Origin of the sequence: Lacisediminihabitans sp. H27-G8 (assembly GCF_046156175.1) — a bacterium.
In the GTDB taxonomy this organism is placed as follows: Bacteria; Actinomycetota; Actinomycetes; order Actinomycetales; family Microbacteriaceae; genus Lacisediminihabitans.
The window spans coordinates 242,499-255,910 of record NZ_JAYLVL010000001.1 but is presented as its reverse complement, the minus strand read 5'-3'; the positions used below and the strand labels follow the sequence as shown (position 1 = coordinate 255,910).

The window sequence follows — 13,412 nt, the reverse complement described above, 5'->3', positions numbered from 1 at the left end:
ATGGCGCCACCATCCGCGTGCTCGGCATCGACCCGGGGCTCACCCGGTGCGGCGTCGGCATCGTCGATGTCACCCCGACACGGCGGGCGACCCTCGTCGACGTGGTCGTGATCCGAAGCGGCACCGAGTTGCCCCTCGAGCAGCGCCTTCTGCTGGTCGGCGACGAGATCGAGCGCCTGCTCGACCTGCACAGGCCGCAGGCTGTGGCGATCGAACGGGTCTTCGCGCAGCAGAACCTCAGCACGGTCATGGGTGTCGCTCAGATCAGCGGGGTTGCCCTGCACCTCGCCGCCAAGCGCGGACTCGCGGTCGGGCTCCACACGCCGTCGGAGGTGAAGTCCGCCATAACGGGCTACGGTTCGGCCGACAAGAAGCAGGTCGCGACCATGGTGGCGAAGGTGCTGGGTTTGGATGAGCTGCCGAAGCCCGCGGATGCCTCGGATGCCCTCGCCATCGCCATCTGCCATGCCTGGAAGCGTGGCGCGACCGTCGCCGTTCCCGGCGGATCGCTCACCAAGGCGCAGGAGACATGGCTCGCCGCGGAGCGCTCCGCCTCGAAGTCGGCCCCCAAACGTAGGCTGGGATCATGATCTCCTCGGTGCGCGGCACAGTGCTCGGCGTCACCGGAACCACGGCGGTCATCGAGGTCGGCGGGGTCGGTCTTGCCGTCACCGTGACCCCCCAGCACGCCCTCAGCCTGAGGGTCGGCGTCGAGGCGCTGGTGCGCACCGCTCTCATCGTGCGAGAGGACGATCTCTCCCTTTTCGGTTTCGTCGACTCGGATGAACTAGCGGTCTTCGACCTCCTTCGTGGCGTCACGGGCGTGGGACCGAAGTCTGCCATGGGGGTGCTCGCCGTCCTCACCCCGGGCCAGGTGGCCTCCGCCGTCGCGACCGAAGACGATTCCGCGTTCCGCAAGGTCTCCGGGATCGGCCCGAAGACAGCCAAGCTCATCGTGCTCTCCCTCGCCGGCAAGATGCAGATCGCCCCGTCCCCGGCCGCGAGAACAGCCCCGTCGGCGACATCCGTCGGTGACAGCGTGCTCGTTGCGCTCGTGGGCCTCGGCTGGTCGGAGAGGATCGCCGCACAAGCGGTCGATGACGCGCTAGCCGGAGCATCCGCCGCCGAATCGTCATCGGTCGCGACGGTCCTTCGACTCGCGCTCACCCAGCTCGGCCCGCAGAAGGTGGGCACCCGATGATGGATGATCCCTCCGTCGCTATCGTGAGGCCGACCCTGGAGTCGGATGCCGAGCTCGCCTTCGAGGGAGCCCTGCGCCCCCGCACCCTCGCAGAGTTCGTCGGCCAGGCCAAGGTGCGGGCGCAACTGCAGCTGCTGTTGCAGGCGGCGACCCTGCAGAATCGCACCCCGGACCACATCCTTCTCGCCGGTCCACCCGGGCTCGGTAAGACGACCCTCGCGATGATCGTGGCCGAGGAGAGCGGTCGCCCCCTGCGCATGTCCAGCGGACCGGCCATCCAGCACGCCGGAGACCTCGCCGCAGTGCTCTCCTCACTCGTGCCGGGGGAGATCCTCTTCATCGACGAGATCCATCGCATGGCGCGCTCCGCGGAGGAGATGCTCTACCTCGCGATGGAGGACTTCCGCATCGACATCATGGTGGGCAAGGGAGCGGGAGCGACCTCCATCCCGCTCGACCTCGCGCCGTTCACGCTGGTCGGTGCGACGACACGCTCGGGGATGCTGCCCAACCCGCTACGAGACCGGTTCGGATTCACGGCCCACCTCGAGTTCTACTCGGAGGCGGAGCTGGAGCAGGTGCTCACCCGCGCGGCATCCCTACTCGACCTGCGGATGGAGCGGGAGGCCCTCGCCGAGATCGCCGGCCGTTGTCGGGGCACCCCCAGGATCGCGAACCGGCTGTTGCGCAGGGTGCGGGACTACTCGCTCGTGCGCGGCACGGCAGGCATCGAGGCCGTGCACGCTGCCCTCGAGCTCTACGACGTCGACGCCCTCGGTCTCGATCGGCTCGACCGGGCAGTGATGGATATCATCCTCACCCGATTCGACGGTGGACCGGTGGGTCTCAACACCCTCGCCGTGTCGGTGGGGGAGGAGGCGGAGACGATCGAATCAGTGGTCGAACCGTTTCTCGTGCGTATTGGACTGATCACGCGCACCCCCCGCGGGAGAGTCGCGACGAAGCAGGCCTGGGCGCACTTCGGCATCCCCCGCGTCGAGTCGGCGCTGTTCGGTGATGACCTATAATCGGAAGCTGGTCACAGTGCGCAGGGTTAGACTCCCCGTGTTCTCAACACGCCCCTGAAAGGCTCTTTCCCCATGGATCCCACACTCATTCTCATCGCTGTCGCGCTCGCGGTGTTCGTCTTCTTCCAGTTCCGCACCTCTCGTAAGCGTGCGAAGGAGACCGCCGCCCGCCAGGCGGCGATCGCGCCCGGCGTCGAGATCATGACGAACTACGGCCTCTACGGCACGATCCTCTCGATCGATGAAGACACCAACATGGCCCTCATCGAGACGACTCCGGGCACGGTGCTGAAGATCCACCGCCAGACGATCCTCAAGGCCGTCGAGGACGAGACACCGGAAGCATCGGAGAGCGATGACGCTGCCGATTCGGTCCAGCTGAACGAAGACAACGCCATCGTCGTGGGAGACCCCGAATTCGGTGAGCGCGTCGAGCCGGAGGCGACGGAGCCCGTGCGCAAGGCAGCACCCAAGAAGACCGACAACTAACCACTAACCTGATGTGTGCTCGCGCATGACCTGTGCGCGAGCCTCCTGTGTGCCCGGTCGTTGATCCGGGTCGCGCGCGTAGAAAGCTGAGTCTCCCGTGGCAAGAACGACCCCGGTCAAGAAGGCCCTGAGGTCGCTGACCTGGCTGCTGATCATCGTTGCGGGGCTCGCGGGCCTCAACGGGTACGCCGCCATCTTCGCGGGAGGCTCCTGGCTTCCGAAGCTCGCCCTCGACCTCGAGGGCGGCACGCAGATCATCCTCACGCCGCAGGTGGCCAACGGCGCCGCCAATCCCACGACCGAGCAGCTCGACCAGGCCGTGGCGATCATCCGCCAGCGCATCGACGCGAGCGGGGTGTCAGAGTCGGAGATCAACACGCAGGGGTCGTCCAATGTCGTGGTGTCCCTTCCGGGCACCCCGGACCAGGCCACCATCAATCGAATCGAATCCTCCGCGAAGCTCGAGTTCCGGGCCGTGCTGGTCTCGGATGCCGCGGCCACGAGTGCGGTCGGCACCCCGACGCCCACTCCCACCCCCGGCGCCTCGGAAGCCCCGCTTCAGTCGACGCCGACCGCGAGCCCGACGAACGGCAGCGATCTGTCCTACGTGACGCCCGCCCTGCAGAAGCAGTTCGACGACTTCACCTGCAACAAGGTCGAGGCGGCCAAGACCAACGTCGCTCCCGCCGACAAACCGCTCATCACCTGCGATGTCGCGCAAGCGGGCCGCCAGCAGTCCAAGTACATCCTCGGCCCGGTCGAGGTCGCGGGGGAGACGATCTCCGATGCGACCAACGGTCTCAATTCGAACAGCCAGGGAATCAGCACCGGCCAGTGGGCGGTCAACATCATCTTCAACGGCAAGGGAACCGACGAGTTCGCAAAGGTGACGACACGGTTGAACGCGCTCACGGGCGTTCGCAACCAGTTCGCCATCGTCCTCGACGGTCGCGTGATCTCGGCGCCGACGACGAACGCAGTGATCAGCAACGGCAAGCCGCAGATCACCGGGTCATTCACCCAGGAGTCGTCCAAGACCCTGGCGGACCAGCTCAAGTTCGGCGCACTACCCATCGGCTTCAAGGTGCAGAGCAATGACAGCATCTCGGCCACCCTCGGTACCAGCCAGCTGCGGAGCGGACTGCTCGCCGGTCTCATCGGCCTCGTGCTCGTGGTGCTGTACTCGCTGCTGCAGTACCGCACCCTCGGTCTGGTGACTGTCGCGTCCCTCGTCGTCGCCGCGACCATCACCTTCCTCATCGTCGACCTGCTCTCGTGGCGGCAGGGCTATCGACTGTCGCTGGCCGGAGTCGCCGGTCTCATCGTGGCGATCGGTATCACCGCTGACTCCTTCATCGTCTACTTCGAGCGAATACGCGACGAGTTGCGAGACGGTCGTGCGCTCGAGTCGGCGGTGGAGGCGGGTTGGAAGCGCGCCATCCGCACGATCATCGCGTCGGACACCGTCAACTTCCTCGCCGCCGCGATCCTCTTCATCCTCGCGGTCGGAAACGTGAAGGGCTTCGCGTTGACACTCGGCCTCACGACCCTCGTCGACCTGGTGGTGGTCGCCCTCTTCACCCACCCGATCCTGCAGTTGATCTCCCGTCGCAAGTACTTCAGTGAGGGTCACCGGTTCAGCGGACTCGACCCGCGCGCGCTCGGCGCGGTCTATCGCGGACGCGCGACCTTCCGCGAGCCGACCGCGGTGTCCGCCATCAAGCAGGCTTCGGTCAGCAAAGAGGCACAGAAGCGCCAGACCATCGCCGAACGCAAGGCCGCTGAGCTCGAAGCGACCAAGCCCGGTACCAAGAAGCCCGCCGCGACTGCGAAGAAGCCCGGGTCGAGCACTTCCTCTACGAAAACCGACGGGAAGGATTCCTGATGGCCAGCTTCTCGCAGTTCGGAAACGACCTCTACACGGGCAAGCGCTCGTACGACATCATCGGCAAGCGCAAGATCTGGTACGGGATCTCCGCACTCCTTATCCTGATCGTGATCATCGTGCCGATCTTGCGGGGTGGATTCCTCTTCGGCATCGAGTTCCTCGGCGGCTCCCAGTTCCAGATCGCGAGCTCGGCTGGCCTCGATTCGACCAAGGCACAGACCCTCGCCCAGGACACCGTGCTCGCGGTCGAGCCGGGTTCCAATCCCCGGGTGACGCTCGTGGGTACGGACTCGTCGGTGCGCGTTCAGACCGACCAGCTCACGAGTTCGCAGAGTGTCGCCATCCAGCAGGCCCTCGCGAAGGCCTATAACATCAAGGATTCCGAGGTGACGACCTCCTTCATCGGCGCCACCTGGGGGCAGGACATCACGAAGCAGGCCCTCACCGGCCTCATCGTCTTCGTCATTCTCGCGGCGATCGTGATGGCGCTCTACTTCCGCACGTGGAAGATGTCGGTCGCGGCCATCACCGCGCTCCTGCATGACCTGGTTATCGTCGCCGGTGTGTACGGGGTGTTCCATATCGAAGTAACCCCCGCGGCGGTGATCGGCTTCCTCACCATCCTCGGCTATTCGCTCTACGACACCGTCGTGGTCTTCGACAAGATCCGGGAGAACACGGGCGAGGATGGCGCGGAGTCGCGTCGCACCTTCGCAGAGTCCGTCAACCTCGCGGTGAACCAGACCCTCGTTCGCTCGATCAACACCTCGGTGGTCGCGATCCTGCCCGTTGGCTCGATCCTCTTCATCGGCGCGTTCGTGCTCGGCGCCGGCACGCTGAAGGACATCTCGCTCGCCCTCTTCATCGGCATCATCGTCGGCACCTACTCGACGATCTTCATCGCCGCACCGCTGTATGCCCAGCTGCGCAGCGGTGAGGAAGCCATCAAGAAGCGAGACAAGCGCACCCTCGCGGTGCGCGAAGCCAGCATCGCCACCGTCAAATAGCCGAAATCATCGAAAGGGCAGACCATGGCCGTACCGTCAGTCACCGCGAGCGAAGCGATCACGCTGAGCGAAGGCGGCACCTGGTTGCTCGACGTGCGGGAGCAGGACGAGTGGGACCGCGGCCACGCGCCATCCGCCCACCTCGTGCCCCTGTCAGAACTCGGAGCGCGCCTCGCGGAAGTGCCCACAGATCAGCAGGTGCTCGTCGTGTGCCTCTCCGGTGGGCGTTCGCAGCGTGCGGCGACCGCGCTGGCTCAGTCCGGAGTGGATGCGGTGAACGTCTCCGGCGGCATGCTCGCGTGGTCGGCCGCCGATGGACCCTTGGTCTCAGAGGGAACGGACGCGGCTCGCGTCGAGTGACCCCGTCGCGCAGCCGGAGCATCGTGCCGTGAGCGAACCTGCGAAGTGCAGCATCCGCGCGGTGATAGTTTTGCTGCAGGAGGAACGCTGATGGTTGATACGACGACATCCGGTCCCTCTGCGCCTCCCACCCCGGGTTCGAACGGTCCCGCCACCGGCTCGCTCCGCACGCTTCTGCCGCGCATCTTCTCCAAGGCCCAGCCCACCGGGGCGGTCGACCGCCTGATCAAGACGGCGCGGATGCACCATCCGAAAGCCGACGTGAGCATCATCGAGCGCGCCTACGTCGCCGCCGAGCGCGCCCACCGCGGCCAGAAGCGCCGCAGTGGCGAGCCGTACATCACGCATCCGGTCGCGGTCGCCCAGATTCTGGCCGACCTCGGCATCGGCCCCAAGACCCTTGCGGCCGCCCTGTTGCACGACACCGTCGAAGACACCGACTATTCGCTCGACCTGCTGCGACGGGATTTCGGCGACGAGATCGCGATGCTGGTGGACGGCGTCACCAAGCTCGACAAGCTCAAGTACGGCGACAGCGCGCAGGCGGAGACCGTGCGCAAGATGGTCGTCGCGATGTCCAAGGACATCCGCGTTCTCGTCATCAAGCTCGCCGACCGGCTGCACAACGCCCGCACCTGGGGTTTCGTGCCGGCGGAGTCCGCCACCCGCAAGGCCCAGGAGACTCTGGAGATCTACGCCCCGCTCGCGCACCGGCTCGGGATCCAGACCATCAAGTGGGAGCTGGAAGACCTCTCCTTCGCGGTGCTCTACCCGAAGCTGTACATCGAGATCGAGAACCTGGTCAAGCAGCGCACTCCCCAGCGTGAAGAGTTCGTGCAACAGGTGATCGACGCGGTCAAGGACGACCTCAAAGCCTCGAAGATCAAGGGCAAGGTCGTCGGTCGGCCCAAGCAGTACTACTCGATTTACCAGAAGATGATCGTGCGCGGCCGTGAATTCGACGAGATCTACGACCTGGTCGGCATCCGGGTGCTCGTGGGATCGGTTCGCGACTGTTATGCGGTCCTCGGGTCGATCCACGCGCGGTGGAACCCCATCCCCGGTCGCTTCAAGGACTACATCGCGACCCCCAAGTTCAACCTGTACCAATCGCTTCACACCACAGTGATCGGGCCGAAGGGCCGTGCGGTGGAGATCCAGATCCGCACCGATGAGATGCACCAGCGCGCGGAGTTCGGTGTCGCGGCGCACTGGAAGTACAAGGAGCGCGTCAACGGCAAGGGCTCGTCGAGCGAGACGAGCGACGACGGCGACATGGCGTGGCTCGCCCACATCACCGACTGGCAGGCCGAGACCGCCGACCCCAACGAATTCCTCGACTCGTTGCGCTTCGAGATCGGCGCGAAGGAGGTCTACGTCTTCACCCCGCAGGGGAAGGTCATCGGCCTTCCCGCGGGCGCAACCCCGGTCGACTTCGCCTATGCCGTGCACACCGAAGTCGGTCACCGCACCATGGGCTCCAAGGTCAATGGCCGGCTGGTGCCCCTCGAGAGCACGCTCAACTCCGGTGATGTCGTCGAGATCTTCACCTCGAAGAGCCCGGATGCCGGACCGAGCCAGGGCTGGCTCAACTTCGTCAAGAGTCCCCGCGCGCGGAACAAGATCAAGCAGTGGTTCACCAAGGAGCGGCGCGACGAGGCGATCGAGCAGGGCAAGGATGCGATCGCGCGCGCCATGCGCAAGCAGAATCTGCCGCTCCAGAAGCTGATGAACCAGGACTCGTTCAACGAGGTCGCGGCCCAGATGCGTTACGAAGACATCTCGGCGCTCTACGCCGCCGTGGGGGAGGGACACGTCTCCACCCAGTCGGTGATCGAGAAGGTGCTCGGCACCTTGCACACCGAGGCGGAGACCGAAGACGCCGAGATCCCGTTCCCCACAAAGGGGCGCAGCAAGCAGTTGCGCAACAGCGACTCCGGCGTGCTCGTGCGCGGAGCTCCCGACATCCTGGTGAAGCTCGCGAAGTGCTGCACGCCGGTGCCGGGCGACGACATCGTCGGATTCGTCACCCGGGGTTCCGGAGTCTCGGTGCACAAGACCGATTGCCACAATGTCGCCTCGCTCCTCAACGAGCCCGAGCGCATGGTGGACGTGGAATGGGCGCCGACGTCGTCGAGCATCTTCCTGGTGCAGATCCAGGTCGAGGCGCTCGACCGGGCCGGACTGCTCTCGGATGTGACCCGGGTGCTGTCCGAGAGCCATGTCAACATCCTGTCGGCTTCGGTGTCGACCTCCAGTGATCGTCTCGCCCTCAGTCGCTTCGTCTTCGAGATGGGTGACACGACGCATCTGGATGCCGTGCTCAATGCCGTTCGACGCATCGACGCGGTCTACGACGTCTACCGGGTCAACGGGGGCTGAGCCCCTCTCGCGGTCGTCGAACCGACTCGATCCGCCGCGCCGCCTCGCGGATCCTCTCGACGGCGAGGGTCTTGTGGGGCAGGTTGCGGCGGCGGTCGAGAACGGCGCGGCATTCCTCGAGGCCGAACCGGTCGATCCGCATCAACGAGCCGATCACAGCCAGTTCTTCGTCGTCGAAGGTGAGGCTGTTTCGGGCGAGGTCGACGACGGTGCGCACCGGCGTTGTCACCGCCAGTCCCGCGATGTGCTCGAGGTCCTCGTCGTCGATCACCACCTCACGAACGCTCAGCGCAACCAGGGTCGCCGGTCGCACCCGGGCGGTGATGTCCGCGCAGAATTGGTGCCGGGTCGGCAATCCGGCCGCGCCGTAGACCCACGCGGCACTGCGCTGCTCGACGATGAGTCGTGGCGGGATGGTCAGGAACAGGGCGCGCGCCCGCAGAAGGCGTGACTCGATCTCGTCGATGGGGCTGAAGCACTGGTCGACGCGATAGAGCTCACCGTCCAGCTTGGCCGCGTGGAGTTCTGCCTGGGGGAGATCCGAGTGGAAGAGTACGGACGGCAAGCGGGACATGCCAGCCATCGTTGCGGATGCCATCGGAGCGCATCGGGTGCGCAACCCGATCTGTGGACAGTCGCTGCCCGCGCGTGGACCGGAGGGAGGGGCGCTAGCCGATCGCCTTCAGCCAGGCCTTGCGAGCCGCAAGGGCCTCCTCGGCATCCGCGACCTTCCTGGCGTCGCCGCCGGCTTTCGCGTCGGCGAGCTCGGCCTCGAGCTTGGCGATGGCATCCTGCAGTTGGCCGGCGAGCCCCTCGGCTCGGGCGATCCGCTCGGGATTGCTCTTCTGCCAGTGGTCCTCGTCGAGCTTGCGCACCGCGGTCTCGACCTTGCGCAAGCGGTCCTCGATCGGCTTGACCTTGTCGCGCGGCACCTTGCCGATGGCATCCCACTGGCGCTGGATGGACAGAAGCGCGTCTTTCGCTTTCACCCGATCGGTCTCGGTCACGAGCGGCTCGGCCTCGGTGAGAAGAGCGAGCTTCAGCTCGAGATTGGCGCTGAATTCCTCGTTGTCCTTGGCGTCGACCTCGGACTTCGCCGAATACAGTGCGTCTCCGGCCGCCTTGAAGCGCAGCCACAGGGCATCATCGAACTTCTTACCGGCGCGGCCGGCGGCCTTCCAGTCGTCCAGAAGGGTGCGGTAGACCGGGATGCCATCGAGGCCCTTGGGGATGAGGGCCTCCGCCTTCTCGGCGAGCTCCTGCTTCTTGTTGCGGGCGTCCTTGTGCACGGAATCGAGTTCGGCGAAGAAGGCCTTGCGGTGCGTCTCGATGATGGTGCGCGCGGCGCGGAATCGCTTCCACAGCTCGTTGCTCTCGTTCTTGGGCAGCCGGGGGCCGTCTGCCTGGTGCTTCTGCCAGCGCGCGAAGATGTCGTCGAGGGTGGCGCTGACCTGCTTCCACTGGGCCTTGGCCGGGTCCTGCGCAGCGAGCTTCTCGGCTTCGACGACGAGAGCCTCCCGTTCGGCGAGAGCCGCCTCGGTGGCTGCTTTCGTCTCGGCGGTCTGCTTCTCGGTGAGTTCGCTGACGGCGCCGTCCAGCGCGTCGAGTCGCTTCGTGAGAGAGGGCAGGTCGCCCACGGCATTGGCGGAGGCCACAGTGGTCTTGAGCGCAGAGATGGTCTTCGCGACATCCGATGCCGCCGTGCCGCGCTTGATGCGCTGTTCGAGAAGCGTCACCTGGCCCGCCAACTCGACGAATTTGCGCTGGAAGTAGCCGAGAGCCTCCTCCGCAGTGCCGTCGGGATACTGTCCCACCGCGCGTTCGCCCTCGCCGTCGCGCACGAAGACGGTGCCGGTCTCGTCAACGCGGCCCCATGGAGCCTGTTCGTCTGTCGCCAAAAGTCTCACCTTTGCTTGTCGGCCATGCTGTGGAATGGCCGACCACCAGCCTATTGCACGGTCAGTTGCGTGATCTTCGTCGGAACGACGGGAGCGCCATCAGAAGCGCCGCTCGCAGAGGGGGTGACACCGGCATCGGCGATCCGGCTCACGAAGTCGGGAAGGCCGCTCGTGACCTTTCCGAATATGGTGTAGCCTCCGGTGGTGGTGGGCAAATTCGTGTCGGCATAGGTGATGAAGAATTGGCTGCTCTGCGAGTAGGCGGAGTCCCCGCGGGCCATCGCGATGGTTCCTGCGGGATACACGCCGTCGGTGGGCACGTTCTCGAGCGGTCCGAAGCTGAAGCCCACATCGCCGGCGCCCTTGCCATCGACAGAACCGCACTGGATGAGTTTGAACGAATCACCGTTCGTGAGGCGATGGCAGGACGCCCCGGTCGTCGTATAGAAGTTCTTCTTCGCGAGGTCGATGAAGACCGAAGTCGCCTGCGGGGCCTTCGCGCCGTCGAGCGAGATTCCCAGCTTCACATCATTGAGGCTGATGTCACCCTTCCAGGTGCGATTCTCCGCGATCGTCTTGGCCGGAACATCGCCAACGTTCTTTCCCGCGGCCGGGCTGCTCGACGGCGATGCCGAGGCGGTCGGCGTGGGCATCCCGGGGCCGGCGGTGAAGTAGAAGACCTGGGTGAGCGTGGCGAGGGCTGCGATCACGACGACGCCGACGATGGCGACGACGTTGTCGCGCCGGCGCCGGGAGACCTGGAGACTGTGCACGGACTGCCGGGCGTTGTAGCGGCGGAGACGTTCGCGGGCCTCGCGCGCGTCCCGCTCGGCGTTCTTGCTTGCGGCCACGGCTGGTCCTTCGAGCTCGGTGCCGCAGTCGCGGCAGGGAATGTCCTCCTGCACTGTAGCCGACGCGTGCCCAGCCGCGACCGATCATGGTCGGCGGCGCGAACTACCATTGCCTTCATGGTGGATGCCCGGATCGGACTGCGCGCCGGCGCGACCCCTCTCGCCGTGCGGATGCGTCCGCGCAGCCTCGACGAAGTCGCGGGCCAGCGCCATCTGCTCACGCCAGGCTCGCCTCTCGTCAGCCTCGCCTCGGACAAGACGGGGGAGCAGGGCGCGACCTCTGTCATCCTCTGGGGGCCACCCGGAACCGGGAAGACGACCCTCGCCCAGGCCATCGCGCACTCGTCCGGTCGCAAGTTCGTGGAGCTCTCGGCCGTCAACGCCGGCGTGAAGGATGTGCGAGAGGTCATGGAGCAGGCCATGTCGTCACGCGACCTGTACGGCGTGTCGACAGTGCTCTTCCTCGACGAGATCCACCGTTTCACCAAGGCGCAACAGGATGCCCTGTTGCCGGGCGTGGAAAACGGATGGGTCATCCTGGTGGCGGCCACCACCGAGAATCCCTCCTTCTCGGTGATCTCCCCGCTCCTGTCGCGTTCGCTGCTGCTGACCCTCGAGGTACTGAGCGATGAAGACCTCGCCACCCTCGTGGACCGCGCCGTGGTGGATCCGCGCGGGCTCGCCGACAAGGTCGTGCTCGAGGACGAGGCGCGAGCCCTCATCATCCGCCTCGCGTCCGGAGATGCCCGGCGCGCCCTCACGGCCCTCGAGGCCGCAGCGCTGTCGGCATCGTCGACCACCGTGGACGACGAGAAGCCGGTCGTGACCGCAGACATCGTGGCGATGGCCGTCGACCGGGCGCTGCTGCGGTACGACCGCAACGGCGACGAGCACTACGACGTGATCAGCGCCTTCATCAAGTCGATCCGGGGTTCCGATGTGGATGCGGCGCTGCACTATCTCGCCAGAATGATCGAAGCAGGGGAGGATCCGCGGTTCATCTCGCGCCGAGTGATGATCAGCGCTGCGGAAGACATCGGGATCGCCGACCCGCAAGCCCTCCTCATCGCGGTGGCGGCTGCCGACGCGGTGCAGTACGTCGGCATGCCAGAGGGGCGGATCCCCTTGGCCGAAGCCGTCGTCTATCTCGCGACGGCGCCCAAGTCCAACGCCTCCTACATGGCTCTGGATGCGGCGATCGCCGATGTGCGCGCCGGCAAGATCGGTCGGGTGCCCAAGCACCTGCGGGACGCGCATTACGCCGGGGCGAAGAAGCTCGGGCACGGCAAGGGCTACAAATACTCCCACGACTCGGAGTTGGGGGTCGTGCAGCAGCAGTACCTCCCGGACGAACTGCGTGACACCCGCTACTACACCCCCACCGAGCACGGCAACGAGAGGGAAGTTAAGGCGCGGCTCGAGAAGCTGCGCCGGATCATCCGCGGGGAGTGACGGGACCGCGGATCCACTCGGCCGGCAGGTCTTCTGTTAGGATTCTCTGTGGCCCTGAGGAGATTTCTCGGGTCACACCCTCTTCCCAATCTGTCCGCGCTCACGCACGGGCCTTGTCGGCGCAGTTCCGCATCGATGGGGCGAAGAGAATCGAAAGGAATCCGTGTCTACCCAGTCACGTACCCGTAGCAAGACGCGCCTGTCGCGTGCGTTGGGCATCCCGCTCACGCCGAAGGCCGCCAAGTACCTCGAGAAGCGCCCGTACCCTCCGGGGGAGCACGGCCGCACCAAGCGCAAGACCGACAGCGACTACGCCGTTCGTCTTCGCGAGAAGCAGCGCCTGCGTGCCCAGTACGGCATCCGTGAGGCTCAGCTCAAGATCCAGTTCGAAGAAGCTCGTCGCGCCGCGGGCCTGACCGGTGAGAACCTGGTCGAGCAGCTCGAGATGCGTCTCGACGCCCTCATCGTGCGTGCCGCCATCGCTCGCACCACGGCCCAGGCCCGCCAGATGATCGTTCACCGCCACATCCTGGTCGACGGCCAGCGTGTCGACCGTCCGTCGTTCCGAGTCAAGCCGGGACAGCTCATCCACGTGCACGCCAAGAGCGAGGGCATGGAGCCGTTCCAGGTCGCCGCTGCCGGCGGTCACGTCGACGTGCTTCCGAAGACGCCGCCGTACCTCGAGGTCGAGATCGACAAGCTGCAGGCCCGCCTCGTGCGTCGCCCGAAGCGTGCCGAGGTTCCCGTGACCTGTGAAGTTCAGCTCGTCGTGGAGTACTACGCGGCTCGCTAGTCTCGATACGGGCGCTGAGCGCCCTACTCGACCACCGGTATTGTGGGAGCGGATCATCTTCGG

General features: G+C 65.9%; 13 protein-coding genes. 10 read left to right on the top strand and 3 right to left on the bottom strand.

Annotated features, from left to right (window positions below):
- The first annotated feature begins 11 nt into the window (after positions 1 to 11).
- The 8 genes from ruvC to VLI63_RS01170 all read left to right on the top strand — a co-directional run bounded on the left by ruvC (position 12) and on the right by VLI63_RS01170 (position 8,355).
- Positions 12 to 590, top strand: a complete 579-nt coding sequence (gene ruvC, locus VLI63_RS01205) for a crossover junction endodeoxyribonuclease RuvC (RefSeq protein WP_409155753.1) — start codon at positions 12 to 14, stop codon at positions 588 to 590.
- On the top strand, positions 587 to 1,201 hold the full coding sequence (ruvA, locus tag VLI63_RS01200) for a Holliday junction branch migration protein RuvA (protein WP_409155075.1): 615 nt from the start codon (positions 587 to 589) through the stop codon (positions 1,199 to 1,201). Before ruvC ends, ruvA begins: the two co-directional genes overlap by 4 nt.
- Positions 1,198 to 2,229: a Holliday junction branch migration DNA helicase RuvB gene (gene ruvB, locus VLI63_RS01195; RefSeq protein WP_409155074.1), complete on the top strand. Its 1,032-nt coding sequence runs from the start codon at positions 1,198 to 1,200 to the stop codon at positions 2,227 to 2,229. Before ruvA ends, ruvB begins: the two co-directional genes overlap by 4 nt.
- Positions 2,230 to 2,301: 72 nt before the next feature.
- A complete protein-coding gene (gene yajC / locus VLI63_RS01190; RefSeq protein ID WP_409155073.1) occupies positions 2,302 to 2,718 on the top strand; it encodes a preprotein translocase subunit YajC in 417 nt (138 codons plus the stop codon).
- Positions 2,719 to 2,815: 97 nt separating this feature from the next.
- Positions 2,816 to 4,603, top strand: coding sequence for a protein translocase subunit SecD (gene secD / locus VLI63_RS01185; protein ID WP_409155072.1), 1,788 nt, complete (start codon positions 2,816 to 2,818; stop codon positions 4,601 to 4,603).
- Positions 4,603 to 5,613 carry a protein translocase subunit SecF gene (gene secF, locus VLI63_RS01180; RefSeq protein WP_409155071.1) on the top strand — a complete coding sequence of 337 codons (1,011 nt, stop codon included), beginning with the start codon at positions 4,603 to 4,605 and terminating at the stop codon, positions 5,611 to 5,613. Before secD ends, secF begins: the two co-directional genes overlap by 1 nt.
- 24 nt (positions 5,614 to 5,637) lie before the next feature.
- Positions 5,638 to 5,973, top strand: coding sequence for a rhodanese-like domain-containing protein (locus VLI63_RS01175; protein ID WP_409155070.1), 336 nt, complete (start codon positions 5,638 to 5,640; stop codon positions 5,971 to 5,973).
- A 90-nt stretch (positions 5,974 to 6,063) separates the two neighbouring features.
- A complete protein-coding gene (locus tag VLI63_RS01170; protein ID WP_409155069.1) occupies positions 6,064 to 8,355 on the top strand; it encodes a RelA/SpoT family protein in 2,292 nt (763 codons plus the stop codon).
- On the opposite strand, the gene VLI63_RS01165 is transcribed toward VLI63_RS01170, so the two are convergent.
- From VLI63_RS01165 to VLI63_RS01155, 3 genes are all read right to left on the bottom strand, one after another.
- A complete protein-coding gene (locus tag VLI63_RS01165; RefSeq protein WP_409155068.1) occupies positions 8,342 to 8,929 on the bottom strand; it encodes a hypothetical protein in 588 nt (195 codons plus the stop codon). The two genes, VLI63_RS01170 and VLI63_RS01165, sit on opposite strands and share 14 nt — an antisense overlap.
- A 94-nt stretch (positions 8,930 to 9,023) precedes the next feature.
- Positions 9,024 to 10,253, bottom strand: a complete 1,230-nt coding sequence (locus VLI63_RS01160) for a DUF349 domain-containing protein (RefSeq protein ID WP_409155067.1) — start codon at positions 10,251 to 10,253, stop codon at positions 9,024 to 9,026.
- A 50-nt stretch (positions 10,254 to 10,303) separates the two neighbouring features.
- A complete protein-coding gene (locus tag VLI63_RS01155; protein WP_409155066.1) occupies positions 10,304 to 11,104 on the bottom strand; it encodes a peptidylprolyl isomerase in 801 nt (266 codons plus the stop codon).
- A gap of 117 nt (positions 11,105 to 11,221) precedes the next feature.
- On the opposite strand from VLI63_RS01155, the gene VLI63_RS01150 reads away from it, so the two are divergent.
- Positions 11,222 to 12,556 carry a replication-associated recombination protein A gene (locus tag VLI63_RS01150; RefSeq protein WP_409155065.1) on the top strand — a complete coding sequence of 445 codons (1,335 nt, stop codon included), beginning with the start codon at positions 11,222 to 11,224 and terminating at the stop codon, positions 12,554 to 12,556.
- 163 nt (positions 12,557 to 12,719) lie between these two features.
- Positions 12,720 to 13,349: a 30S ribosomal protein S4 gene (gene rpsD, locus VLI63_RS01145; RefSeq protein WP_185200678.1), complete on the top strand. Its 630-nt coding sequence runs from the start codon at positions 12,720 to 12,722 to the stop codon at positions 13,347 to 13,349.
- The last annotated feature ends 63 nt before the right edge of the window (positions 13,350 to 13,412 follow it).

Bases quoted from the DNA above. Each gene is read 5' to 3' on its own strand.
- yajC (WP_409155073.1), top strand. From the start codon at position 2,302: ATGGATCCCACACTCATTCTCATCGCTGTCGCGCTCGCGGTGTTCGTC.
- VLI63_RS01165 (WP_409155068.1), bottom strand. From the start codon at position 8,929: ATGTCCCGCTTGCCGTCCGTACTCTTCCACTCGGATCTCCCCCAGGCA.
- VLI63_RS01170 (WP_409155069.1), top strand. From the start codon at position 6,064: ATGGTTGATACGACGACATCCGGTCCCTCTGCGCCTCCCACCCCGGGT.
- ruvA (WP_409155075.1), top strand. From the start codon at position 587: ATGATCTCCTCGGTGCGCGGCACAGTGCTCGGCGTCACCGGAACCACG.
- VLI63_RS01150 (WP_409155065.1), top strand. From the start codon at position 11,222: ATGGTGGATGCCCGGATCGGACTGCGCGCCGGCGCGACCCCTCTCGCC.
- VLI63_RS01175 (WP_409155070.1), top strand. From the start codon at position 5,638: ATGGCCGTACCGTCAGTCACCGCGAGCGAAGCGATCACGCTGAGCGAA.
- ruvB (WP_409155074.1), top strand. From the start codon at position 1,198: ATGATGGATGATCCCTCCGTCGCTATCGTGAGGCCGACCCTGGAGTCG.
- secF (WP_409155071.1), top strand. From the start codon at position 4,603: ATGGCCAGCTTCTCGCAGTTCGGAAACGACCTCTACACGGGCAAGCGC.